Genomic DNA, 22,230 nt, shown 5'->3' with positions numbered 1-22,230 from the left:
ATTTCGCCATTAATAACGATACAAGTGTTGAGAGCACCTGTTAGAATGCGCTTAGGCCTTTGACGCTTCGGCGCGCCGCCTTATATTTAGAGCCTTCAATTCAAAGGGTTCGCATTCAGACCATGATCAAGTCACCAGAACATCAGTTGCTCAGTTCGCTCGATCAACGGTCGCGCGATATATTCCGGCTGATCGTCGACAGCTATCTCAATGATGGCGATCCGGTCGGTTCGCGCAATTTATCGCGTCTGTTGCCACGGAGTCTTTCACCCGCCACCATTCGCAACGTGATGAGCGATCTGGAACATCTCGGCCTGATTTATGCCCCGCATATTTCCGCCGGGCGTCTACCGACGCAGATCGGGCTGCGTTTCTTTGTCGATGCATTCATGGAAGTGGGTGATCTGCCGCCCGATGAACGCTCATCCATTGAGGCACAGGTTCGCTCGGCCGGCACGAACAATTCAGTTGAAAGCGTGCTCACCGAAGCCAGTCAGGTTCTCTCCGGCCTGTCGCGCGGCGCAGGCCTTGTGCTTGCAACCAAGACGGAAGGCGCGCTCAAACATATCGAGTTCGTGCGTTTAGAGCCGACGCGTGCGCTTGCGGTGCTGGTGATGCAAAATGGCGATGTCGAAAACCGCGTCATCAATCTGCCAGCTGGCATTTCCGCATCGCAACTGGTGGAAGCTTCCAACTTTCTTAACGCGCATATTCATGGCCACACACTGTCGGAAGCAAAGTCGGAGCTCGAAAAGCTGTCGGAAGAAACCAGGCTGGAGCTTGATCAGCTCTCGCAGGAACTGGTTGAGCAAGGCATAGCAGTCTGGAGTGGCGCAGGCTCGGATCAGCCAGCTCGGCTGATCGTGCGTGGCCGAGCCAATCTACTTGAAAACATTCATGCGCAGGAAGATATTGAGCGTCTCAGGCATCTGTTTGATGATTTAGAGACCAAGGATGGTATGATCCAGTTGCTTGATCTGGCTGAATCGGGGTCCGGGGTGCGGATTTTCATCGGTTCGGAAAACAAACTGTTTTCCCTTTCCGGCTCTTCGCTGGTGGTTGCCCCTTATCGTGACAGCGAACAGCGCATCGTTGGTGCTTTGGGTGTCATTGGCCCGACCCGGCTAAACTATGCGCGCATCGTGCCAATGGTCGATTATACTGCGCAAATTGTCTCCCGATTGTTGCGTTAATTCCTGATATAAGTGTCAGACTTAACAAGGCCGGGAAATTAGACCTTGATTTTAATCCCGCGAAACTCAATATCCGGGCAAACACACTTCAAGACGGAAGAAGCATTATGGCTGATGAAAAAAACACACCTGAAAACCCCGATCTTGAGCAGCGCGATATCAACAATCCTCGTGATCGTGATGCGCTGAAGCGTGCTGCCGATGATTTTCTGAAAAGCCGCAAGGCTGAGGCACGCGCTGAGGTCGAAGAAGACGCAACTGTTGACGCTGAAAATCTGGCCGCCAACACCATTGCAGCGCTGGAAGCTGACAATGCAGAGCTGAAAGACCAGATGCTGCGTCTGGTTGCCGAGATGGAAAATCTGCGCAAGCGCACCCAGCGCGATGTTCAGGACGCGCGCACCTATGCCGTGACGAATTTTGCCCGCGATATGCTCTCAGTGTCCGACAATCTGCGCCGCGCACAGGATGCGATCCCCGCAGACGCACTGGAAAGCGATGCCAATCTCAAGTCGCTGGCCGAAGGCGTGGAAATGACCGAGCGCGCCATGCTGCAGGCATTGGAACGCCACGGCGTAACGAAGCTTGATCCAGAAGGTCAGAAGTTCGACCCGAACTTCCATCAGGCGATGTTTGAAGTTCCAAATCCCGAGCTTCCGAACAACACCGTTGTTCAGGTTGTTCAGGCAGGCTACGCCATTGGTGATCGCGTGCTGCGTCCGGCCATGGTTGGCGTTTCGAAGGGCGGTCCAAAGGTTGCGGCGGAAAACACTGCGACACCTGAGGGCGATGCCTAAGCCTATCTATTGCTGACACCTATTCAAACAAAGAGCGGCGGGTTTATCGCCGCTCTTTCTTTTTGTCCCTAACCATCGGAATATCGACAGAATGTCAGTCGGGAGACATGCGTGACGATCTTTGATTTTGCAAATTTTGCAGGTGTGTTTGTCTTCGCCGCCACCGGCGCGCTTGCCGCCTCACGCCGCCAGCTCGACATTATCGGCTTCATCTTTCTCGCCAATATAACAGGTATTGGTGGGGGGACGATTCGCGATCTGCTTCTGGGCGCACCGGTGTTCTGGGTGATTGAACCGTTCTATTTGCTGGCTGGCACATCGGCCGCCATCATCGTCTATTTCACGGCGCATCTCTTCGAATCGCGCTACCGGCTTCTGCTTTGGTGTGACGCTATCGGTATGGCAGCCTATACGGTTGTGGGCGCGGCCAAAGGGCTTGCGCTTGGCTTTGGGCCGTCCGTCGCCATCGTTACGGGTATTTTCACAGCAACTCTTGGCGGAATTTTGCGCGATATGGTGGCCGGTGAGCCATCCGTTCTGATGCGACGGGAAATTTATGTCAGCGCAGCACTGGCCGGTGCATGTCTCTATGTCTTGCTGGAACGTTTTGGTGTTGACCCGGTTTTTGCAGGCCTCTCAGCGGCGCTCACCGCATTCATCGTGCGCGGCGGGGCGCTCTATTTCGGCTGGAATCTGCCAGTTTATAAAAGCCGCCCCGGTCGCACTGAAGAAGAGCTCAAGCGCGACCGGATTGTAAGACCGGATGAATAATCAGATAAGCTTGGCCTGAGCCGCCACGGCCTGAAGATTGGCCAGTGGGCGCGGGCCCATCTGCTGAATAATCATACCGGCTGCAAGCGAACCAAGACGGGCGCAATCTTCCAGCGAACGGTCATTGGTATAGCCATACAGAAAACCGGCAGCGTAGAGATCACCCGCGCCGGTCGTATCGACCAGCTCTTCGATTTCGATCGCCGGAACGACAAGAGTCTGGTCTTCAGTGATGACCACCGCACCTTTTTCCGAACGCGTCACAATGACCAGCGGACAGTCTTTGCGCAACGATTCGATGGCGTCATCCAGCGCGTGGGTCTGATAAAGCGACTTGGCCTCGTCTTCATTTGCGAAAACGATATCGACCGTTCCTTTACGCATCAGATCAAGGAATTCCTCGCGATAGCGATCAACACAGAATGGATCAGAAAGCGTCATGGCGACCTTGCGGCCATGTTCATGGGCAATCTTGGAGGCCAGAACAATGGCTTCCTTGGCACGGGGTGGGTCCCACAGATAACCCTCGAAATAAGTGACCTTAGCGTCCGCTACCTTCGAGGTTTCAATATCTTCCGGCCCCAGCTCGACGCAGGCACCAAGATAGGTGTTCATCGAACGCTCGCCATCCGGAGTAACGAAAATCGTGCAACGCGCTGTCGGCGATCCCTTTTCCAGAGGACGCGTATCAAAAGCGACACCCTGCGCGCGAATATCATGCGCAAAGACGCGGCCTAGATGATCGGTTGCGACTTTACCAAAATAGGCGGAGCGACCGCCAAAGCTTGCAACGCCAGCCGCCGTGTTGCCTGCGCTGCCGCCAGACATTTCGGTGACCTGACCTTTGATGCGACTATAAAGCAATTCTGCCCGGTCACCATCAATCAGGTTCATGGCACCTTTGATGATGCCGTTTGTTTCAAGGAATGCATCCTCTGTGCGCGAGATAATATCGACAATGGCATTGCCAATGCAAAGAACGTCGAATGTAGCCATGAGCTTGATCTGGGGCTCCCCTTTTGTCTGCTGCCCGCCTCTGTCCGAGACATTCAGACAAGCGGTACGGCGGCAGTCATGTGGGGCGGGTTTAGCCTTTTGCAAGTCTTTTGACTACCCTGTTAAGCCTGCCTTCTGTGGGTAGCGCATATTGCACAGCAGCGCTGATATTCCTATTTTGATCCTGTGAGATCACGGAAAGTGGACCTGAATGATCATTGAAGCGGCACTAAAAGCGTTAAAGCGCCTTCCAACGCCGGAATTTCGTTCTGTTTTATGGAAAACATTGGGGCTGACGCTTCTCCTGCTCGTCGGGCTATGGGTCACCATTCGTCAAATATTTTTTACTTTGGCTTGGCCCTGGATGGAGCAAATCCTGCCCGGAATGCCCGATTGGGCCGGTTGGCTTGGCATTGTTGCGGCTATCGTTGCAGGTCTTGGGTTGGCGCTCGTTCTTGCTTTGATGATCGCGCCCGTCACAGCTCTTGTTGCTGGCATTTTCCTTGATGATGTTGCTGATGTGGTCGAGCGCGAGGATTATCCGGGTGAACCTCAAGGCACAGCGTTACCGCTCGGACGCGCCGTTGTGGCGTCGCTCAAATTTTTAGGCGTGGTCATTCTCGGCAATATTATAGCGCTGCTTCTGCTGTTTGTGCCGGGTGTCAACCTGATCGCCTTTTTCGTGATCAATGCCTATCTGCTGGGGCGCGAGTTCTTTGAATTTGCCGCCATGCGCTACCGGTCAGAAGCGGAAGCGAAAGCGTTACGCTCGCAATATGGTGTGACAGTCTTCCTTGCGGGGCTGGTCATCGCGGCCTTTCTTGCGATCCCGCTGCTCAATCTGCTGACACCGCTTTTTGCAGCTGCCATGATGATCCATCTGCACAAGGCAATTTCTGCAAAAGAGACTTTAAGGCTGCGGCGATAGCGCAATGAGCGCCGCAGGAATATCGCACGTCTTTCCCGGAAATTTGCAGATATCGGCAATCACGCAATTCTCGCATGTGGGCTTGCGTGCCTTACAGGTATAGCGTCCATGCAGGATCAGCCAGTGATGCGCATGGAAGAGATATTCTTTCGGGATAATCCGCATCAGAATGGCTTCCATCGCATCCGGCGTCTTGGCCGTTGCAAGCCCGATCCGGTTGCCAATGCGCAGGATATGTGTGTCCACCGCCATCGTTGCATGACCAAAGGCCATGCTCAGCACGACATTGGCCGTCTTGCGGCCAACGCCGGGCAGTTTCACCAGCGCATCAAGATCATCCGGCACTTCGCCGCCATGATCACGGATCAGCGCTTCAGACAGCAAAATGACATTCTTCGCCTTGTTGCGCCAAAGGCCGATGGTGCGGATATAGTTGCCAACCGTGTCTTCGCCCAGCGCCAGCATCTTTTGCGGTGTGTCAGCGATGGCAAAAAGCGCTCGGGTTGCCTTGTTCACCCCCGCATCGGTTGCCTGCGCTGACAAGGCCACAGCCACCAGCAGCGTGAAAGCATTCACATGCTCAAGCTCGCCCTTGGGTTCAGGGCGAATAATGGAAAAGCGGCGGAAAATTTCGTGAATCTCGTCAGCCGTATAAAGCGTACCAGCCACACGGCGCGCGCGGCGCGTGGGCGCGCTTACAGTCACGGAGGATTTGATTTTGGCGTTTTCCATTTTGCCTCTATACTTGGCTGCATCCGCGGAAAACAGTTCACAGCTTGACGCAGCCCCCAAACACTCCGCAAATTGAGGCGACCGGAATGGTCGTGAAATCCATGCACCATCCAGACGGCGCAAACCCAGACGCGTTTGACACCCCAATTTTTAAAGCCCTGCTGACGCCCTATCGCTCATTGGGGAAAACGGGTTTTCGGGTACTGATGGGCGGGCTGATCAGTTGCTGGCTGTTTGTCTGCGTTCTGTTCTGGTCAATCGGTGCATGGCCGATCATCGGCTTTTTTGGTCTTGATGTCTTGCTGATCTATCTGGCTTTTCGCTGGAATTACCATACGGCGAAAGCGCGCGAGGAAATATCCGTTTCACGCGCGGCCCTGCATATCCGCAAATTTGAGCCTTCAGGAAAATTGATCGAACATGAGTTTCATCCGTTCCGGGCACGGTTCACAATAGCACGAAAGCCGGAATTCGGCATTACATCCATGCATGTGGAAAGCCGCCCGTATCGCGTTCTCATCGGCGGCTTTCTCAATCCGGATGATCGCGAAAGCTTTGCAACGGCTTTTGGCCACGCGCTGAGCGAAGCACGGCGTTAAAACGAGCTTTGTGCGCCCAAGAGGGCGGTCGCACTCTCATGTTTTTCCACACATATTGACAAGTTTTGCATCGAACCCATCGGATTTACAGTGTGATGGGAGGAATTGGACTTCGGCTCTTGAAGTCGGACCTTTCACAAGCCATATCAGTTGAGTGAAAGATACGCCGCAAGGGTTCTTTCCAAGACGGTCGCTTCGATAAGGACTGATGCAATGACAAGAATTACCCCGTTTTCGAGCCCGCTTTTGCTCGGATTCGACACAATGGAAAAGACGCTGGAACGGATTGCCAAATCCGGTGATGGTTACCCGCCTTATAATATAGAACGTCTGCGTGGCGAGACTGGCTCTGAACGCCTGCGTATCACGCTTGCAGTTGCAGGATTTGCCAGCGACGATCTTGAAGTCATGACGGAAGACAATCAGCTTGTCATCCGCGGACGCCAAAACGACGATACGGAGCGCGAATTTCTGCATCGCGGCATTGCTGCGCGTCAGTTTCAACGCGTCTTTGTTCTGGCCGATGGTATGCGGGTTGTCGGGTGTGAACTGAAAAATGGACTTCTCGCCATTGATCTTGATCGACCTGAACCAGAACGGCTGATCAAACGTATCAATATAGCAGTGAAAGAGTGAAGCTGGTTCAGCTTATGTTCAACTAAAAACTGCTATAGGGATTTATTAAGCTCTTAAGCGCCATGATCGCAAATGATATGCCGCGAAAACGGAGGCTACGATGATGAACAGACACATCCTCACGGAACATGAATTCGCTCATCTGGGTGAAGGTGAAGTGGCTTATGTGCGCAAGATTCGTTCCGACGATCTCACCCGCACCTTCCCGGCCCTCCCCCCGATTGCTCCAGGTATAGAAATCTGGGCGCTGTTTGGCGCCAGCGGCGAGCCTATCGTCCTGTCCGATGTCCGTGCCACCGCCTTGCAGGGCGCGCATGAACATGAATTGCGCACGGTTATGCTGCATTAAATTCTTTGCGTGATGCCGGTCCGTCAACGGACCGGCATTGCTGCTTTCCGTAAAAGGGTGCCGGTCTCAGTTGTAACAAAACGGCACTTTAGCAGTCATAAGGCTTATTGCTGTCCCGTGGTCTTTTTATTTCCTGCCTGAGGCCAAGCCTGAAAACATCGTTCAGATAGACTTGATCCTGAATGCGGAAATGCGTAGTTCCAACTTTTTCAAAGCAGTGCTTAAGATAGAAGGCTATGGCGGGGCTATTTTCAGAATTGGTCGTCAACCAGACCGATGGACTGTCGGCATCTCGCGCATATTTCAGCCCCTGTTCCAACAGCAGTCCTCCGAGCCCCCTGCCGTGGTGACGGGGCTGAACGTACAGGGTGGAAATCTCCATAGTGGAACAATCTGCGACAGGAGCCGCTTTCCCACCGCTGATGCGAATAAATCCATCGATACCATCTTCATTCTCTGACACGATAATATGTTCTTGGGGATCATCGAGCAGCGTGGCGAACTTATCGGATGTAAACTCATTTAGTGCATAATCAGCAAAAAACGCGTTTACCCCCCGCCTGATATAGGTCCCCAACCAGACTTCAATTGAGATAGCTGCCAATATTGCAGCATCAGACGGGCGGGCAATACGAAACTTCATGCGTAGGCTCCAGTCTTCAACTTGAACACGTTTCTAAGTCTTTTAAAAAGCTGGTAACCAGCAGCTTTTTTCGTAAATGGACCAAAGACTTTGCTGGTTTTACGAAGCATTGGCAGCTTAAACAATAAGATCGATAAACTAGCTGGGCGAAGATTTTGGTTAAACTTTTGTTCCAATTTGAAAATCGAAAGAATGAAGGATGAATTCTTGGCCCGCAAGATGCTAGAATAAGTAAAAACCGCCGTTCAGTGAGAACAGCGGTTTTTTTAACAGACGCTTATTTGACCTCAGGCGGCGTTTGACGCCGGATGCGATGTCAGGAATGAATAAAGTGCCTGCGCATCATGGGTTCCGCGCAGCTTTGCCACGGTGTCGGCATCGCGTAACATGCGAGCGATACGCGACAGGGCCTTCAGATGGTCGGCACCTGCATTTTCAGGTGCCAGAAGCAAGAACACAAGATCAACGGGCTGATCGTCCAATGCTTCAAAATCCACTGGCGTTTCAAGGCGCGCAAAAATCCCTGCAATCTTGTCGATGCTTGCGAGCTTACCATGAGGAATGGCAACGCCATTGCCAACGCCTGTAGAACCAAGGCGTTCGCGCTGGAGAATCGTTTCGAAAACTTCACGCTCCGGGAGACCGGTCAGTTCCGCAGCCTTTTCAGACAGAATCTGCAAAAGCTGCTTTTTGGAGCTGGCTTTCAGCGCCGGGATAATCGCCCCAGGCTGAATCAGATCACTAAGATCCATTCTCTCCGTTCCTTCTTCAATCAGGCCATTTGGGCCCGGTTTAGAGAAGCGCACGACAGCGAGAAAGACTGCGTGCGCTTCGGTTTGCCGTCAGGCGCGTGGTGCGGACTGACGGGTCACCGTTGACGGATCAACCCAGCCAATATTCCCGTCCGCACGACGGTAGACGATATTCACTTCATCATTGCCTGCATTGCGGAAGACCAGAACCGGATTTTCAATCAGGTCAAGTTCCACAACCGCCGACGCGACCGAAAGGGTGCGAAGAGCGACAGACGATTCCGCAACAATAGTTGGCGCGTAATCCACCGGAAGATCCTCCTCTTCCTCCGGCAGCGGTGCCATAACACGATATGCCACATCATCATAGATCGCATTTGGTGCAGTCGCAGGGCGGGATTTCAAACGACGCTTGTACCGACGCAAGCGTGTTTCAATCTTTTCTGCAGCCGCATCGAACGCCAATTGCGGGTCCTGTGCATCCCCGGTGCTCTGAAGAGTGGCACCGCTATCAAGATGCAAAGTGCAATCTGCGCTGTAGCGCGATCCGGACTTGGTGACCGTTACCTGCCCGGAAAAGCCATGATCAAAATATTTGCCGACCGCTTCATTAACCCGATCAATGATCCGGGTCGTAAAAGCCTCGCCGACGTCCATATGCTTTCCAGATACACGCAGAGTCATTTGGTACACCTCATTTGCGTTACACAACAGGACGCAGTCTAACCACAAGGTGAGCGAAGCGCAAAGCGAACCAGCATCAAATTTGCTTTTCGTCCTGTGCTATTTTCAAGCCCCGTTTCACAAATTCGGACACCGTGCCAAAACACCCGACCGAATATCTGCTCCAAAGCGGCTTTTGAATTTATTTCCCCCATGTGCCTTCAAAACACATGAATGAGAAGATCGCTGCACATCGTTCTTTTATGTAACGCCGGAAACGCGGAAGCGTTTCCCGAAATATTACCGAGCCTTTCGTTTTGTCGGCCAGACACCAAAATGCCGACCTTTACAAATGCGTATCCTAACGCGAGCGGGGCTTCTATTGGCTTAAAGGTTAATTGTCAATCACAGCTTCTGGCAGCCATTTTTTGCGAAAGCTCCCCCAGATAAACTTTAGCGCGCAGACAATCGCGCTTTCTTTTCCCGCCTGCGTTGAACCGATGATGGAATATTCATCGCTTCGCGGTATTTCGCTACCGTTCTGCGTGCAATATCCACGCCGTCCTTTTTCAAGGCATCAACGATCGCATCATCGGATAAGACATCCTCAGGCTTTTCCGCGTCGATCATCTGACGGATACGATGCCGCACACTCTCGGACGAATGCGCATCGCCTCCTTCGGAAGAAGCGATGGATGCATTGAAGAAATAGCGCAGTTCAAACACGCCGCGCGGTGTTGCCATGAATTTGTTGGCCGTCACGCGACTGATCGTTGATTCATGCATGCCAACGGCATCGGCCACGGTGCGCAGATTAAGCGGCTTGAGGTGCGTTACGCCGTGACGCAGAAATCCATCCTGCTGACGCACAATTTCCTGCGCCACTTTCAGGATCGTGCGCGCCCGCTGATCGAGGCTGCGCATAAGCCAGTTGGCCGACTGCATGCAATCAGCCAGAAATGCCTTTTCCTCACCTTTGATGGAAGGGCTGACTTCAGCATAATATTCATTATTCACGATCAATCGGGGCTGTGAGGCTGGATTAAGCTCAATCCCCCAGGTTCCATCACGCACCATCGCCACCAGCACATCCGGGATGATGACATCCGCCACCGAAACCTCAAACTGGGTTCCAGGCTTGGGATCAAGCATCCGAATCTCATTGAGCATATCGAGAATATCGGCCTGATCGACCCCGCAAAGCTTTTTAAGCGCTGCAAAATCCCGCCGCGCGAGCAGGTCAAGATTGTCAACCAGGGCTTCCATCGCCGGATCAAACCGATCCTTGAGACGAAGCTGTATGGCGAGACATTCGCGCAGATCACGCGCAAAAAGTCCAGCAGGATCAAAGCTCTGCATTTCATGAAGAATGCGATCGACATGGCCTGTCTCAACGCCAAGATTCTGGGCAAGCAATGTCACATCAGCACGCAGATAACCGCTCTCATCCAAAGCATCGGCCAGAGCGGTTGCAATGAAGCGGTCAGGGACGCTGGCAAATGTCATTGCTATTTGCTCGGCAACATGCGCGCTCAGCGAGATGCGACTTGCCGTAACCTGATCAATGTCATAGCTGCCGCCTGCACTATAAGTTTCGCCTGCGGACGTCTTCCACTGTGCGGCAACGTCCATATGTGCATCATCGCTGCGGCCCGGATCATCGGGAAAGATATTCTCCAGCGAACTGTCGAAAGCAGATGAGAGCCCCTGCGCATCCTCGACAGCTTCTGTCTTGAACCAGTCGTCATCTGCTGTGGGATCAGATGCGCCAGCATCCTCATTGTCGCGTTGAGGCTCTGCGTCTGAAAAATCATCATTCGCTGCCTCTATTCTGTCCAGCAGCGGATTTTTTTCAATTTCAAGATTAAGAAACTGATCCAGCTCGACATGCGTCATCTGAAGCAGCTTGATAGACTGCATCAGCTGAGGCGTCATCACCAGCGACTGCGACTGGCGAAAATCAAGCTTCGGCGATAGGGCCATGCGTTGTGTAATTCCCCCGGTTTCCCCCTGCCAACACATCAAAGGCTGGCAAAACCGCCATTTCCAAATTTCTTTTCAATCAAGGCGTGTCAGTCATCAAAACTGGTACGAACCTTGCTTGTCAATTCAGAATGTGCGTTTTACGGGCAAAAGTGGAAAATAGTCGCAGGAAAGAAAACGCATGGACTGCGATTTCAGAGCACACGTTGCAATCAGATTGAATCAGAGGGTGAACTGATCGCCGAGATAGAGCCTGCGCACGTCAGGATTGGCGACAATTTCCGCAGGACGGCCATGAGTCAGAACCTGCCCCGCATGGATGATATAGGCACGATCAATCAGGCCGAGCGTTTCACGCACATTGTGGTCGGTGATCAGGACGCCGATGCCACGGCTGGTCAGATGACGCACAAGCTGCTGAATATCGGAAACCGCAATCGGATCAACACCGGCAAAGGGTTCGTCAAGCAACATGAAATTCGGGCGCGATGCGAGCGCACGGGCAATTTCCAGACGGCGACGCTCACCGCCAGACAACGAAATGGCGGGTGCTTTACGCAGATGCGCAATGTGAAACTCTTCGAGCAAGGCATCGAGTTCTATCGCGCGTTTCTTGCGGTCTTTTTCGACAACTTCCAGCACGGCCTTGATGTTGTTTTCAACAGAAAGGCCACGGAAAATCGAGGCTTCCTGTGGCAGATAACCGATACCAAGACGCGAGCGGCGATACATCGGCATTGAAGTTACATCATAACCATCGATCTCAATGGCACCGGCATCCGCCGGAACAAGGCCTGTCACCATATAGAAACAGGTGGTCTTACCGGCACCGTTGGGGCCAAGAATGCCCACAGCTTCACCAGCGCGCACACCAAATGACACGCCGTTGACAACCTGTCGTCCGCGATAGCTTTTGCATAGGCCACGGGCAACCAAAGTCCCTTTGAGACGGGCCACTTTGCCAGGCTGCGATGGCATGACGCCTTCAACATCCTCGGAAACGGTCTGCGACTCTTCGGCCTTCTTGTTCGAGAACAATCCCACGCACGCTCCGCTTAATTCGATTTGGGCGCGGCACCGCCCTGCTGTTTATCGCCGGGCGCCATGATGATGGAGACGCGGCCCTTGCTCTGGCCCTTGCAGCTTTCGAGGAAAGCCTTGCCGGTGTCCATATGGGCTGTGAGCTTGCAGCCGGTTGCAACATTATCGCCATCGGTCAGAACGACCTTCTGGCCTTGCAACACCATGACCTGGCTTTTGCCATCATAGGTTCCGGTGTCACCGGTTGCGACCTGCGTGCCGGATTTCAGATAAACCTTGCCACTGATTTCAAGGCGATCAATGCCCGATCCGCTCAAACCGGCAGTACCGCCTGCGGGCTGTGTGCCTCCGCCCTGCGCGTCCTTATTATAAAAGACAATCATCTTGCCCGACTTCAGAAGCGCATCGCCCTGCATCACGGAAACATTGCCCGTGAAAATGGCCTTGCCTTCCTTATCGAGCATTTCAAGCTTGTCGGCATCAATCTTGATCGGGTCCTTGCCGCCGGAAAGCTTGAGACTGCCAAAAGGCACCTGCTGGCTATCCTGAGCCTGAACGGAAACCGGCGCAACAAGCAGGCCAAGCGCCAAAGCCGCAAATCCTATCCGCAAACTGCGGGTCTTCATGCTCTTGTTCATCTTGACCGTCTCGCGTTCCATGTTTTTTAGCTCCCCTACATATCCCATCCAAGGAATCAGGCCGAGCGCATAAAATTCAATGCCCGACGCATAAACCCGTCCGAAAAGTCTATCAACCTTTCAGACCGCCACCTCAAGCAATAATCACTAGACGCCGATCTTAAACTGAACCCAGCCAGATACAAATATCTGACTGCGCAGAAAGAAACGAAGCCCAAAGTCAGCGGCAATACGATTTTAACCAGGCGTGTTGTCACCTGAAACCGCGCCACCGTCAATGACAACACGCACCTTGTTTTCAAAGATCACGATCTTGCCGCTCTCTTTGATCTGCATGCTGTCAGCGCTAATCTGTGTACTACCATTACGAATATCGACAGGCTTATCCGTCGTCACCTGACCGCTCTTGAGATTAACATCCGCAGAACGCATGACAGCGCGCAAGCCTTCGTTTGTCGTAACAGTAAAATCCTTATCAAGTTGCAAACGACCGTTCGCATTGTCGTAAACACCGGAAGCAGCCTCAACCTTGGCGCTGCCATTCTCGCCAACGGGGAGCTCTGCAGAAATGCCCTCAAGCGCAATCGAACCGCTGTTTTTGGCGTCCTGCACAGCCTTTTGAGCAATCATCGAATAGGGGCGGTTGTCTTTGGTATAGCCGTTAAGCTGCGGATTGCTCATCACAAGCTTTCCAGCCTCGCCGCCATTGTTGACCTCAACCTTCACAGGCGCTGAGGGCGTTGCCAGAAATGTGTACCAGGAAAACACGGCTGCAAGCGCAATGGCTGCAACAGGCAGAGCTGCTTTAAGCACGCGCACGCGGATCGAGTGCCGCTGGGCCGAACGAAAAACAGAAGCAGCCTTTTCAGACGCTCCAAAATGCATGCCTGCGCCTTTTGGGGCTGCGGTGGCAGCGCCTTGCGAAGCATGTATATGTGGTGTGTCAGCGCTCATCATATCTTTCGATCATTTAATGTTAATCGTCGGCGTTTTTAATGTCCGTTTATTGCTCAACTGTTTACACGAACATCAGGAATGAACATTTTCATCTGATGCTGTCTTCGTTCAATATGGCTTATTTGGGATGCAATAGCCCGACACTCAAGTCTATTACAGACCGCAAAACAACGCACCTGCCATGCAAATGTGACGGGACACTAAAAAATGGCCGAAAAACGTATGTTTTAGCCCCCAAAATGCAGGTAAAAAGCTGATCACTTCATTGTTAACATAAAACTGATTTTGATTATAGTCTCGGATCAATTGGGATAAAATGATTGCCGCCTTTCCCTATTGCCAGCCATAGATTAAAAGAGGTTTGTGATACTGTATGAAGTGGATGGATAAGCATGGCTCATGATGCCGAAGCACTGATCGAAAGACGCAAACTGCGCAGAAAGCTCACCATCTGGCGCGTTGCTTTTTTGCTTTTGCTGGCGGCACTGATTGCTGGCATTGCCTCCTATTCCATGCGCGGCCCGAATTTTGCCACGCCACATGTTGCAAAAGTTCGCATTGAAGGCACCATTTTCGAGAATGAAGAACTGCTCAAGCGCCTCAATAAAATTGCCAATGACGATGCGGTCAAAGGGGTTATTCTGATCCTTGATTCACCCGGCGGCACCACTGTTGGTGGCGAATCAATTTATGAGGCAGTTCGGAAAATTGCCGAAAAAAAGCCCGTCGTAACCCAGGTTGGGACACTTGCAGCATCGGCTGGTTATATGATTGCCAGCGCTTCTGATCATATTATTGCGCGCCAGACGTCCATCGTCGGATCAATCGGTGTGCTGTTCCAATATCCCGACCTTTCAAAACTTCTCGATACGATTGGCGTCAAAGTCGAGGCGATCAAGTCGTCGCCGCTGAAAGCTGAGCCAAATTATTTCAGCCCCGCAAGCGAAGAAGCCAAGGCGATGATCCGCAATATGATCATGGATTCCTACGATTGGTTCGTGGGAATCGTGCAGGAACGCCGCTCTTTCACGCATGAACAAGCGCTTGCACTTGCCAATGGTGCTGTTTTCACCGGACGTCAGGCCGTTCAAAACAAGCTGATTGACGGACTGGGCGGTGAAGAAGAAGCTGTGGCATGGCTAGACAGCAAGGGCGTGTCGAAAGATTTGCCCAAGCTCGAATGGAAGCCGGAAAGCAGCGACACAGGTTTTTCGCTGCGTGATCTGATTATTCACGCCGGTGCGCGTCTTCTTGGCGTACCGCAGCAGGCCGATGGATTGCTAAAGGAGATCGCAAATGATCGTATCTTCCTTGACGGACTTCTTTCGGTTTGGCACGTTGATGGAACGTCGGGTATCACCCCGGCAAATAAGTGAGTCCTTTGGCGGACAACGAAAACACAGGGGTTTAAAGCCGTGATCAAATCCGAACTCGTTCAGATTATCGCCAGCCGTAATCCGCATCTTTTCCAGCGCGATGTTGAAAATATCGTTGGCGCGGTTTTTGATGAGATCACCAGCGCACTTGCCGAGGGAAATCGAGTGGAATTGCGCGGCTTCGGCGCTTTCTCGGTAAAAAACCGCCCTGCCCGCAGCGGTCGCAATCCGCGCACCGGCGATACGGTTGAAGTCGAAGAAAAGTGGGTGCCGTTCTTCAAAACCGGTAAAGAGCTGCGCGACCGTCTCAACGGCGCCATCTAATCCATCATGGTGGCAAAGCGCGTTATCACGATTGTCATTTTAGTACCGTTGGCGGTCATTCTGATCGCGCTTTCGGTTGCCAACCGTGAAACGGTCGGTCTGACAATTGACCCGTTTAATCCCGGCAATCCGGCGCTGACCTATCAGGCACCGTTGTTTATCTGGCTGTTTGGGGCGCTTATCCTTGGTGCGCTAATCGGCGCGGCTGTGACATGGCTGACGCAAGGCAAGCATCGCCGCCGCGGACGCCATTATAAAAAGGAAGCGTCGCTGCTTCTGGAACGTGCCGAAACGGCTGAAAAGCGCCATGCCTCAAACGCAGTTTCTACTCTCCGATAGCACTCGCTTTTCTTTTTCACTTTCGTTCCGGTACTATTTGGCCTACCTACGGGCCAAATAGATCACGGAGTTTCGGGTGAAGGCGCCAAAAGCAAAAGGCAAAAAGCCGACAGGCGGTAAAGAGCAACGCGGTTCAGGCCGTGCAAAGCATGATGAACCGCGTTCAGCAGCAAGGCAGGAGAACAAGCCGGACAGCAAGGCTGCGTTCTTCAAAAAGCCGCGTCCGCAATTTGCAAAAGCCACGCCAAAGCCCGCTGAAGAAAAGCAGATTGCTGCCCCTCAGCGCGAAATCAAAGCTTATGCAGGTGCGCGTCCGGGCGAGCGCGCACCGGTTATTCTCGAAACCGCGCCATCGGATGACTATGCGCTGCTCGACAGCGGCAACGGTCTCAAGCTCGAACAATATGGCCCTTATCGCATCATTCGCCCGGAAGGTCAGGCAATCTGGCTCCCAAGCTTGCCTAAGAGCGAATGGGATACGGCTGATGCGGTCTTTACCGGCAACACCGATGAAGAAGGCATGGGACGCTGGGCGTTTCCAAAAGTGCCCCTAGGCGAAACATGGCCGATGCAGCATGACGGCATTTCGTTTCATGGCCGCTTCACGTCGTTCCGCCATGTCGGTGTTTTTCCGGAACAGGCTGCCCACTGGTCTTATATGGACGGTCTGATCCGTGAAGCAGCCAAGGCGGGCCGCACGGTAAAAGTGCTCAATCTGTTCGGCTATACGGGTGTAGCCTCGCTCGTTGCAGCGCGCGCCGGTGCTGAAGTCACCCATGTTGACGCCTCCAAGAAGGCGATCATCTGGGCACGCGAAAATCAGGAAATGGCAGGCCTCTCCGACAAGCCGATCCGCTGGATCTGCGAAGACGCTATGAAATTTGTCGCGCGCGAAGAGCGCCGCGGCAGTTTCTACGACATCATCCTGCTTGATCCGCCCGCCTATGGCCGTGGGCCGAACGGCGAAGTCTGGCAGTTGTTCGAACATCTGCCTGCCATGGTCGATACCTGCCGTTCCATTCTCACGCCAAACGCGCTGGCCGTCATTCTGACTGCCTATTCGATCCGAGCATCCTTCTTCGCCATTCATGAACTGGTGCGCGACCGTTTTACCGGCCTTGGCGGGACGGTCGAATCGGGCGAACTTATTCTTCGTGAACGTGCAAGCCAACGCGCACTTTCCACCTCCATGTTCAGCCGCTGGGTAGCAAAATGAGCCGAAATGACGATTTCTCCAAAAGCGGCAATATGCATTCAAGTCCTCGCGTGGGACAGGTGAAGGAAGTCACCAGCCTCACCAATCCGATTGTCAAAGACCTGCGCTCGCTGGCGCTGAAAAAATTTCGCGATCAGCAGGGCGTGTTTCTGGCTGAAGGTCTGAAGCTGGTGATTGATGCCTTTGAACAGGACTGGCGCATCAAGACACTGGTGTTTGCCAAGTCCGGCAAAGGCAACAAAATGGTCGAACAGGTTGCAGCGCGTACCTTCGCAAAAGGCGGACTGGTGCTCGAAGTGACCGAAAAGATCATGGCTGCGATCACGCGGCGCGATAATCCGCAGATGGTGGTTGGTGTTTTCGAGCAGCAATATCAGCAGCTTGCAAACCTCAGGCCAAAAGGCGACGATGTTTACATCGCACTTGATCGCGTGCGCGATCCCGGCAATCTCGGTACGGTTATCCGCACCGCTGACGCGGTCGGTGCCAAGGGCATCATCCTGATTGGTGATACCACTGATCCCTATTCGCTTGAAACCGTGCGCGCCACGATGGGCTCGGTCTTCTCAATGCCGCTCTATAAGACAACGGAAACTGAGTTTCTCAGCTGGCGCAAAGGCTTTTCGGGCCTCCTCGTTGGCACCCATCTCAAAGGTGCTGTCGATTATCGCACCATCCCTTATGCCAAAAAGCCGGTCATTCTGATGATGGGCAATGAACAGCAGGGTCTACCGGACACACTTGCTGAGAGCTGCGACAAGCTTGCACGCATCCCACAGGCAGGCCGCGCAGATTCGCTCAATCTGGCGATTGCCACGGGTGTCATGCTTTATGAAATTCGCCGCGAGGCGCTCACGCTTGATGAAAGGGTCAGCGGATGAAGCGTCATGCGGTTTTGTCGTCGTTTCTCGTTGTCATCATCGCAGTCCTGATTGATCAGGGCGTCAAATATCTTGTCGAAACCCGCATGGGCTATGGGCAACAGATTGACCTGCTGCCGTTTCTTGCGCTGTTTCGCACGCATAATGAAGGCATCGCGTTTTCGATGCTGGCATGGCTGCATGACTGGGGACTGGTCGCAATCACTGCCGCCGTCATTGTTTTCGTGCTTTACCTCTGGTGGACCAATCCGGCCAACCGGGTCTTTGCGCGTTATGGCTTTGCGCTTGTGGTGGGTGGTGCGATCGGGAACCTGATCGACCGCGTCATGCATGGCTATGTCGTGGATTACATTCTCTTCCACCTGCCGACATGGTCTTTTGCCGTCTTCAATCTCGCGGATGCTTTCATTACCATCGGCGCGGGCCTGATCATTCTCGAAGAGTTTCTTGGATGGCGGCGTGAAAGAAAGGCAGCGAGATAGGCTCTTTCTTGCACGCAAAGCGCAGCACTTGATCCAAATGACCCTTTGTCATAGTTTGAATTTCAAATTTAACAATTTTTTGAAGGGGATAAGCGCCACTCACAGCGATTGACACATTGGTGACACGCTTCTGTCATCCTCACGTAGCACTGACACTCTATTGCTATGGCGAGAATGAAACAAATCATCCGTTGCCACTGCAAACCATTCAGGAATGCGTGAATAACAGGATCAGGAGCGAATCATCATGTCAACACTGCTTGGAATGAGCCAGCAAATCATCGATGATACGATCATGTCGGGTATAGAAGCACAGCAGGCACTTTTTGAAACCAATGGTGACCCCATTGTATTGGGACGCATTGGTTCACTTGAAGTACGACTTGCAAACTCCCGCGAAGCGATTGAAGCTGCGCAGGAATTGCGGTTTCGTGTCTTCTTCGAAGAGATGGGCGCCCGCAAGGAAACCATTGAAGAAGTTGAATTGAGAGACGCCGACCGGTTCGATGCCATTTGCGATCATCTTCTGGTTTATGACACTGCGCTGCCTGTGCCTGAGCACAAGCAGATCGTCGGCACCTATCGCCTGATGCGCAGCGATCAGGCTGAAAAGTCACTCGGCTTCTATTCAGCCGACGAATATGACGTGCAGCGTCTTGCACTGTCGCGTCCCGACCTCAAGCTTCTCGAACTTGGACGCTCCTGCGTTAAAGCGGAATACCGTTCCAAGCGCACGGTTGAGTTGCTCTGGCAGGGTGCGTGGGCCTATTGCCGTCGCCATTCGATTGATGTGATGTTTGGTTGTGCATCGTTCCATGGTGCCGTGCCTGCCGCACATGCGCTGGGGCTTTCATTCCTGTACCAGAATTGCCGTGCAACGCCGGATTGGGACGTGCGCGCACTCCCCCATCGCTATCAGCCGATGGATCTGATGCCAAAGGAAGCGATCAACACCAAGGTAGCACTCTTCTCGATGCCACCGCTGGTGAAAGGCTACTTACGCCTTGGTGCGATGATTGGTGATGGCGCAGTGATCGATGAAGCTTTTGGCACCACGGATGTTTTCATCATCCTGCCGATTGAGCGCATTTCCAGCCGCTACATTACTTATTACGGCGCGGACGCTAACCGCTTTGTATAAAAGAAAAGGCGAAGCACCAGCTTCGCCTTTTTGATTTTACGCCCTGCCTGAAAGCTCTTTAAGCTTATAGATCAGCTCAAGCGCTTCACGCGGCGTCAGCTCGTCGGGGCTGATTTCAGCGACGGCTTTGGCGAGTTCACTGTCTTTTGTGGCTGCCTGCGGCTTGGGTTTTTCCTGTTGCAGAATAACAGAAAACAGCGGCAGATCATCAATCAGCTTGTCAGCCTTGCCGGATGTTTCACCGGCTTCCAGCTGATGCAGCACATCGCGCGCACGATTGACGACAGCTTCCGGCAGACCGGCAAGGCGCGCAACCTGCACGCCATAGGAACGGTCAGCCGCGCCCTTTGCCACTTCATGCAGGAAGACGACATCATTGTCCCATTCCTTGACCCGCATGGTGACATTGAACAGCCGATCAAGCTTTTCAGACAAAGCCGTCATTTCATGGAAGTGTGTCGCGAACAACGCACGGCAGCGGTTTTTCTCATGCAGATATTCGACCGCCGCCCAGGCAATCGAAAGCCCGTCAAAGGTTGCTGTGCCGCGACCGATTTCATCGAGAATGACCAGCGAACGCTCGCCCGCCTGATTGAGAATGGCGGCGGTTTCAACCATTTCCACCATGAAGGTCGAACGGCCCCGCGCCAGATCATCCGATGCACCGACGCGGCTGAACAGTCGGTCAACAACACCAATCTGCGCAGAACCCGCAGGCACAAACGAACCCATCTGCGCAAGAATCGCAATTAAGGCATTCTGGCGCAGGAAGGTCGATTTACCGCCCATATTCGGGCCGGTCAGCAGCCAGATCGCGCCATTGCCACCATCTGATTGCGGTGAGAGATCACAATCATTGGCCACAAAGGGATTAGCCGCCTGACGGCGCAATGCCTGCTCAACCACCGGATGGCGACCCGCGACAATGTTAAACGACAGGCTGTCATCGACCAGCGGGCGGCAATAGCCCTGCTCTTCGGCAAGAACGGCAAGCGAAGCAGAAACGTCAAACACTGAAAGGGCGACTGCCGCCGCACGAATGCTGTCCGCATGGCTGACGGCTTCCGCCGTCAGTTCCTCAAAGATTGCCAGCTCAATCGACAAAGCCCGATCAGCTGCATTGGCGATCTTGCTTTCCAGTTCTGCCAGTTCCGTTGTTGTAAAACGCATGGCATTGGCCATGGTCTGGCGATGGATGAAGCGGCCCTTGGCTTCATCACTGTCCGTCATGGTGCCGGAATTATTGGCGGTCACTTCGATAAAATAACCAAGCACGTTGTTGTGCTTGATTTTCAGCGTTTTAATGCCGGTTTCCTCAATATAATCCGCCTGAAGCCCGGCAATGACGCGGCGTGACTGATCACGCAGAGCGCGCATTTCATCGAGTTCTGCATTATAGCCTTCGCGTACAAAACCGCCGTCGCGCTTCAAAAGCGGCATCTCGTCGGCAAGCGCGCGGTCGATATGGGCCGCAAAGCTAACAGGCAATGTCTCAATGGCTTCGCGCGCATGTGCCAGTTCATCCGGCAGAATGGTGCCTTCAAGAAGCGAGGCAATGCCGTTCGCCGCTTCAAAACCGCGCTGCAAAGCGCCAAGATCACGCGGCCCGCCGCGACCCACCGCAAGTCGTGAAAGCGCGCGCGGCATATCCGGCACGCCTTTCAACTCTAGCCGAAGCCCTTCGCAGAGCGATTGCTCACTCAGAAACCATGAAACAGCATCAAGGCGCAGCGCAATCGCCTTTGGATCAGTCAAAGGTGCGGTCAGTCGCTCTGCAAGTAAGCGCGCGCCGCCACCCGTCACCGTACGGTCGATGGCCTTGAGCAGACTGCCCTCGCGATTGCCCGACATGGTACGGGCAAGTTCGAGGCTTGCGCGGGTGGCCGGATCGATGAAAATCGTACCGCCCTCATGTTCGCGCTCTGGTCGCATCAAAGGCGGACGCTCGGCAATCTGCGTCTTTTCAATATAGGCAATGGCACCGGAAATGGCAGACAGTTCGGAGCGGCTGAACTGTCCGAAACCGTCAAGGGTTGCGACATTGAAATAACGCTGAATGCGGGTTTCAGCGGCAGCGCTGTCAAACAGTGTCGCAGGCTGCGGCACAACCGACTTTCCAATCAGATCAAAAATCGGGCGCAAGTCTGCATCATGAAAGGCCGTATCAGCGACGACCAGTTCACGCGGGTCAACACGGGCAACATCGGCAAAAAGCCGATCTTCCGTTGTCTCAGCAACGCGGAACGTGCCGGTTGAAATATCAATCCATGCAAGGGCCAGCGCACCGTCGCCTTTGGTGCGGCCAAGCGCCATCAGATAATTGGCTTCCGACGGATCGAGCAGCTTTTCTTCGGTGATCGTACCCGGGGTTACAAGCCGGATCACATCACGGCGGACCACCGATTTTGAGCCGCGCTTTTTGGCTTCCGCCGGGTCTTCAATCTGCTCACAAACTGCAACGCGATAACCTTTGGCGATCAGGCGTTGGAGATAATCATCAGAGGCATGGACCGGCACGCCGCACATCGGAATATCGTCGCCCAAATGCTTGCCGCGCTTGGTCAAAGTGATGCCGAGCGCCTTGGAAGCTTCAACCGCATCGTCAAAAAACAGCTCGTAAAAGTCGCCCATGCGGTAGAAAAGCAGCGAATCAACATTCGCGGCTTTGATCTCAATATACTGCTCCATCATGGGCGTGAGGCGAACAGCGGTTTCCTGCGCGGTATTTTCTCCCGCTTCCAACTGTTTTTCTTCGACCTTCGCTTCCATGCCAAACCTTCATTTATTGCGATT

24 protein-coding genes are annotated in these 22,230 nt (G+C 53.3%); 14 read left to right on the top strand and 10 right to left on the bottom strand.

Features of this window, described 5'->3' with window-relative positions; translation table 11 throughout:
• The first annotated feature begins 122 nt into the window (after nucleotides 1–122).
• The 3 genes from hrcA (at nucleotide 123) to OPR82_RS02150 (ending at nucleotide 2,761) form a co-directional block, all read left to right on the top strand.
• Nucleotides 123–1,193 carry a heat-inducible transcriptional repressor HrcA gene (gene hrcA, locus OPR82_RS02160; protein ID WP_265982732.1) on the top strand — a complete coding sequence of 357 codons (1,071 nt, stop codon included), beginning with the start codon at nucleotides 123–125 and terminating at the stop codon, nucleotides 1,191–1,193.
• A gap of 107 nt (nucleotides 1,194–1,300) precedes the next feature.
• A complete protein-coding gene (gene grpE / locus OPR82_RS02155) occupies nucleotides 1,301–1,990 on the top strand; it encodes a nucleotide exchange factor GrpE (protein WP_265982731.1) in 690 nt (229 codons plus the stop codon).
• Nucleotides 1,991–2,101: 111 nt separating this feature from the next.
• Nucleotides 2,102–2,761, top strand: a complete 660-nt coding sequence (locus tag OPR82_RS02150; RefSeq protein ID WP_265982730.1) for a trimeric intracellular cation channel family protein — start codon at nucleotides 2,102–2,104, stop codon at nucleotides 2,759–2,761.
• Here OPR82_RS02150 and OPR82_RS02145 read toward each other — a convergent pair whose 3' ends face one another.
• Nucleotides 2,762–3,757 (bottom strand): adenosine kinase, encoded by a 996-nt coding sequence (locus tag OPR82_RS02145; RefSeq protein ID WP_265982729.1) that lies wholly within the window; start codon nucleotides 3,755–3,757, stop codon nucleotides 2,762–2,764.
• Nucleotides 3,758–3,968: 211 nt separating this feature from the next.
• Here OPR82_RS02145 and OPR82_RS02140 point away from each other — a divergent pair, with 211 nt between their 5' ends.
• Nucleotides 3,969–4,685: a sulfate transporter family protein gene (locus OPR82_RS02140; protein ID WP_265982728.1), complete on the top strand. Its 717-nt coding sequence runs from the start codon at nucleotides 3,969–3,971 to the stop codon at nucleotides 4,683–4,685.
• Here the strand turns inward: OPR82_RS02140 and nth are convergent.
• Nucleotides 4,668–5,417: an endonuclease III gene (gene nth / locus OPR82_RS02135; RefSeq protein ID WP_265982727.1), complete on the bottom strand. Its 750-nt coding sequence runs from the start codon at nucleotides 5,415–5,417 to the stop codon at nucleotides 4,668–4,670. The genes OPR82_RS02140 and nth overlap by 18 nt on opposite strands.
• Nucleotides 5,418–5,518: 101 nt before the next feature.
• Between nth and OPR82_RS02130 the strand changes: the two genes are divergently transcribed.
• The 3 genes from OPR82_RS02130 to OPR82_RS02120 all read left to right on the top strand — a co-directional run bounded on the left by OPR82_RS02130 (nucleotide 5,519) and on the right by OPR82_RS02120 (nucleotide 7,001).
• The gene (locus tag OPR82_RS02130; RefSeq protein ID WP_265983825.1) at nucleotides 5,519–6,016 is read left to right on the top strand and encodes a DUF2244 domain-containing protein; all 498 of its coding nucleotides are present in this window, start codon (nucleotides 5,519–5,521) and stop codon (nucleotides 6,014–6,016) included.
• Nucleotides 6,017–6,229: 213 nt separating this feature from the next.
• A complete protein-coding gene (locus OPR82_RS02125; protein ID WP_265982726.1) occupies nucleotides 6,230–6,652 on the top strand; it encodes an Hsp20 family protein in 423 nt (140 codons plus the stop codon).
• 103 nt (nucleotides 6,653–6,755) lie between these two features.
• Nucleotides 6,756–7,001, top strand: a complete 246-nt coding sequence (locus tag OPR82_RS02120; RefSeq protein ID WP_265983824.1) for a BQ00720 family protein — start codon at nucleotides 6,756–6,758, stop codon at nucleotides 6,999–7,001.
• A gap of 88 nt (nucleotides 7,002–7,089) precedes the next feature.
• On the opposite strand, the gene OPR82_RS02115 is transcribed toward OPR82_RS02120, so the two are convergent.
• The 7 genes from OPR82_RS02115 to lptC all read right to left on the bottom strand — a co-directional run bounded on the left by OPR82_RS02115 (nucleotide 7,090) and on the right by lptC (nucleotide 13,675).
• Nucleotides 7,090–7,644 carry a GNAT family N-acetyltransferase gene (locus OPR82_RS02115; RefSeq protein WP_265982725.1) on the bottom strand — a complete coding sequence of 185 codons (555 nt, stop codon included), beginning with the start codon at nucleotides 7,642–7,644 and terminating at the stop codon, nucleotides 7,090–7,092.
• 287 nt (nucleotides 7,645–7,931) lie between these two features.
• Nucleotides 7,932–8,396 carry a PTS IIA-like nitrogen regulatory protein PtsN gene (gene ptsN, locus OPR82_RS02110; RefSeq protein ID WP_265982724.1) on the bottom strand — a complete coding sequence of 155 codons (465 nt, stop codon included), beginning with the start codon at nucleotides 8,394–8,396 and terminating at the stop codon, nucleotides 7,932–7,934.
• A gap of 90 nt (nucleotides 8,397–8,486) precedes the next feature.
• Entirely contained in the window at nucleotides 8,487–9,080 is a 594-nt protein-coding gene (hpf, locus tag OPR82_RS02105) for a ribosome hibernation-promoting factor, HPF/YfiA family (RefSeq protein ID WP_265982723.1), read from the bottom strand.
• 432 nt (nucleotides 9,081–9,512) lie between these two features.
• A complete protein-coding gene (rpoN, locus tag OPR82_RS02100; protein ID WP_265982722.1) occupies nucleotides 9,513–11,042 on the bottom strand; it encodes an RNA polymerase factor sigma-54 in 1,530 nt (509 codons plus the stop codon).
• Between the two features lie 222 nt (nucleotides 11,043–11,264).
• A complete protein-coding gene (lptB, locus tag OPR82_RS02095; protein ID WP_396995875.1) occupies nucleotides 11,265–12,086 on the bottom strand; it encodes an LPS export ABC transporter ATP-binding protein in 822 nt (273 codons plus the stop codon).
• 11 nt (nucleotides 12,087–12,097) lie between these two features.
• Nucleotides 12,098–12,742, bottom strand: coding sequence for an LptA/OstA family protein (locus OPR82_RS02090; protein ID WP_265982721.1), 645 nt, complete (start codon nucleotides 12,740–12,742; stop codon nucleotides 12,098–12,100).
• Nucleotides 12,743–12,958: 216 nt separating this feature from the next.
• Nucleotides 12,959–13,675 carry an LPS export ABC transporter periplasmic protein LptC gene (lptC, locus tag OPR82_RS02085; protein WP_265983821.1) on the bottom strand — a complete coding sequence of 239 codons (717 nt, stop codon included), beginning with the start codon at nucleotides 13,673–13,675 and terminating at the stop codon, nucleotides 12,959–12,961.
• A 395-nt stretch (nucleotides 13,676–14,070) separates the two neighbouring features.
• Between lptC and sppA the strand changes: the two genes are divergently transcribed.
• From sppA to OPR82_RS02050, 7 genes are all read left to right on the top strand, one after another.
• Nucleotides 14,071–15,054: a signal peptide peptidase SppA gene (gene sppA, locus OPR82_RS02080; protein ID WP_265982720.1), complete on the top strand. Its 984-nt coding sequence runs from the start codon at nucleotides 14,071–14,073 to the stop codon at nucleotides 15,052–15,054.
• A gap of 39 nt (nucleotides 15,055–15,093) precedes the next feature.
• On the top strand, nucleotides 15,094–15,378 hold the full coding sequence (locus OPR82_RS02075) for an integration host factor subunit beta (protein WP_265982719.1): 285 nt from the start codon (nucleotides 15,094–15,096) through the stop codon (nucleotides 15,376–15,378).
• Nucleotides 15,379–15,384: 6 nt separating this feature from the next.
• Nucleotides 15,385–15,717 (top strand): LapA family protein, encoded by a 333-nt coding sequence (locus OPR82_RS02070; RefSeq protein ID WP_265982718.1) that lies wholly within the window; start codon nucleotides 15,385–15,387, stop codon nucleotides 15,715–15,717.
• Between the two features lie 76 nt (nucleotides 15,718–15,793).
• The gene (locus tag OPR82_RS02065) at nucleotides 15,794–16,933 is read left to right on the top strand and encodes a class I SAM-dependent methyltransferase (protein ID WP_265982717.1); all 1,140 of its coding nucleotides are present in this window, start codon (nucleotides 15,794–15,796) and stop codon (nucleotides 16,931–16,933) included.
• Nucleotides 16,930–17,814, top strand: a complete 885-nt coding sequence (locus OPR82_RS02060; RefSeq protein WP_265982716.1) for a TrmH family RNA methyltransferase — start codon at nucleotides 16,930–16,932, stop codon at nucleotides 17,812–17,814. Before OPR82_RS02065 ends, OPR82_RS02060 begins: the two co-directional genes overlap by 4 nt.
• On the top strand, nucleotides 17,811–18,296 hold the full coding sequence (gene lspA / locus OPR82_RS02055) for a signal peptidase II (RefSeq protein ID WP_265982715.1): 486 nt from the start codon (nucleotides 17,811–17,813) through the stop codon (nucleotides 18,294–18,296). The genes OPR82_RS02060 and lspA overlap by 4 nt, the downstream gene beginning before the upstream one ends.
• A 247-nt stretch (nucleotides 18,297–18,543) precedes the next feature.
• Complete coding sequence (locus OPR82_RS02050) at nucleotides 18,544–19,437, top strand: GNAT family N-acetyltransferase (protein WP_265982714.1); 894 nt, start codon at nucleotides 18,544–18,546, stop codon at nucleotides 19,435–19,437.
• 36 nt (nucleotides 19,438–19,473) lie between these two features.
• Here the strand turns inward: OPR82_RS02050 and mutS are convergent, their stop codons facing one another.
• A complete protein-coding gene (gene mutS, locus OPR82_RS02045) occupies nucleotides 19,474–22,206 on the bottom strand; it encodes a DNA mismatch repair protein MutS (RefSeq protein ID WP_265982713.1) in 2,733 nt (910 codons plus the stop codon).
• Nucleotides 22,207–22,230: the final 24 nt, after the last annotated feature.

This window comes from Ochrobactrum chromiisoli, assembly GCF_026241335.1.
In the GTDB taxonomy this organism is placed as follows: domain Bacteria; phylum Pseudomonadota; class Alphaproteobacteria; order Rhizobiales; family Rhizobiaceae; genus Brucella; species Brucella chromiisoli.
The sequence above is the reverse complement of the archived record's forward strand: the minus strand, read 5'-3'. Positions and strand labels throughout refer to the sequence as shown.

Bases quoted from the DNA above. Each gene is read 5' to 3' on its own strand.
- hrcA (WP_265982732.1), top strand. From the start codon at position 123: ATGATCAAGTCACCAGAACATCAGTTGCTCAGTTCGCTCGATCAACGG.
- grpE (WP_265982731.1), top strand. From the start codon at position 1,301: ATGGCTGATGAAAAAAACACACCTGAAAACCCCGATCTTGAGCAGCGC.
- OPR82_RS02145 (WP_265982729.1), bottom strand. From the start codon at position 3,757: ATGGCTACATTCGACGTTCTTTGCATTGGCAATGCCATTGTCGATATT.
- OPR82_RS02140 (WP_265982728.1), top strand. From the start codon at position 3,969: ATGATCATTGAAGCGGCACTAAAAGCGTTAAAGCGCCTTCCAACGCCG.
- nth (WP_265982727.1), bottom strand. From the start codon at position 5,417: ATGGAAAACGCCAAAATCAAATCCTCCGTGACTGTAAGCGCGCCCACG.
- OPR82_RS02130 (WP_265983825.1), top strand. From the start codon at position 5,519: ATGCACCATCCAGACGGCGCAAACCCAGACGCGTTTGACACCCCAATT.
- OPR82_RS02125 (WP_265982726.1), top strand. From the start codon at position 6,230: ATGACAAGAATTACCCCGTTTTCGAGCCCGCTTTTGCTCGGATTCGAC.
- OPR82_RS02120 (WP_265983824.1), top strand. From the start codon at position 6,756: ATGAACAGACACATCCTCACGGAACATGAATTCGCTCATCTGGGTGAA.
- OPR82_RS02115 (WP_265982725.1), bottom strand. From the start codon at position 7,644: ATGAAGTTTCGTATTGCCCGCCCGTCTGATGCTGCAATATTGGCAGCT.
- ptsN (WP_265982724.1), bottom strand. From the start codon at position 8,396: ATGGATCTTAGTGATCTGATTCAGCCTGGGGCGATTATCCCGGCGCTG.
- hpf (WP_265982723.1), bottom strand. From the start codon at position 9,080: ATGACTCTGCGTGTATCTGGAAAGCATATGGACGTCGGCGAGGCTTTT.
- rpoN (WP_265982722.1), bottom strand. From the start codon at position 11,042: ATGGCCCTATCGCCGAAGCTTGATTTTCGCCAGTCGCAGTCGCTGGTG.
- OPR82_RS02090 (WP_265982721.1), bottom strand. From the start codon at position 12,742: ATGGAACGCGAGACGGTCAAGATGAACAAGAGCATGAAGACCCGCAGT.
- lptC (WP_265983821.1), bottom strand. From the start codon at position 13,675: ATGAGCGCTGACACACCACATATACATGCTTCGCAAGGCGCTGCCACC.
- sppA (WP_265982720.1), top strand. From the start codon at position 14,071: ATGGCTCATGATGCCGAAGCACTGATCGAAAGACGCAAACTGCGCAGA.
- OPR82_RS02070 (WP_265982718.1), top strand. From the start codon at position 15,385: ATGGTGGCAAAGCGCGTTATCACGATTGTCATTTTAGTACCGTTGGCG.
- OPR82_RS02060 (WP_265982716.1), top strand. From the start codon at position 16,930: ATGAGCCGAAATGACGATTTCTCCAAAAGCGGCAATATGCATTCAAGT.
- lspA (WP_265982715.1), top strand. From the start codon at position 17,811: ATGAAGCGTCATGCGGTTTTGTCGTCGTTTCTCGTTGTCATCATCGCA.
- OPR82_RS02050 (WP_265982714.1), top strand. From the start codon at position 18,544: ATGTCAACACTGCTTGGAATGAGCCAGCAAATCATCGATGATACGATC.
- mutS (WP_265982713.1), bottom strand. From the start codon at position 22,206: ATGGAAGCGAAGGTCGAAGAAAAACAGTTGGAAGCGGGAGAAAATACC.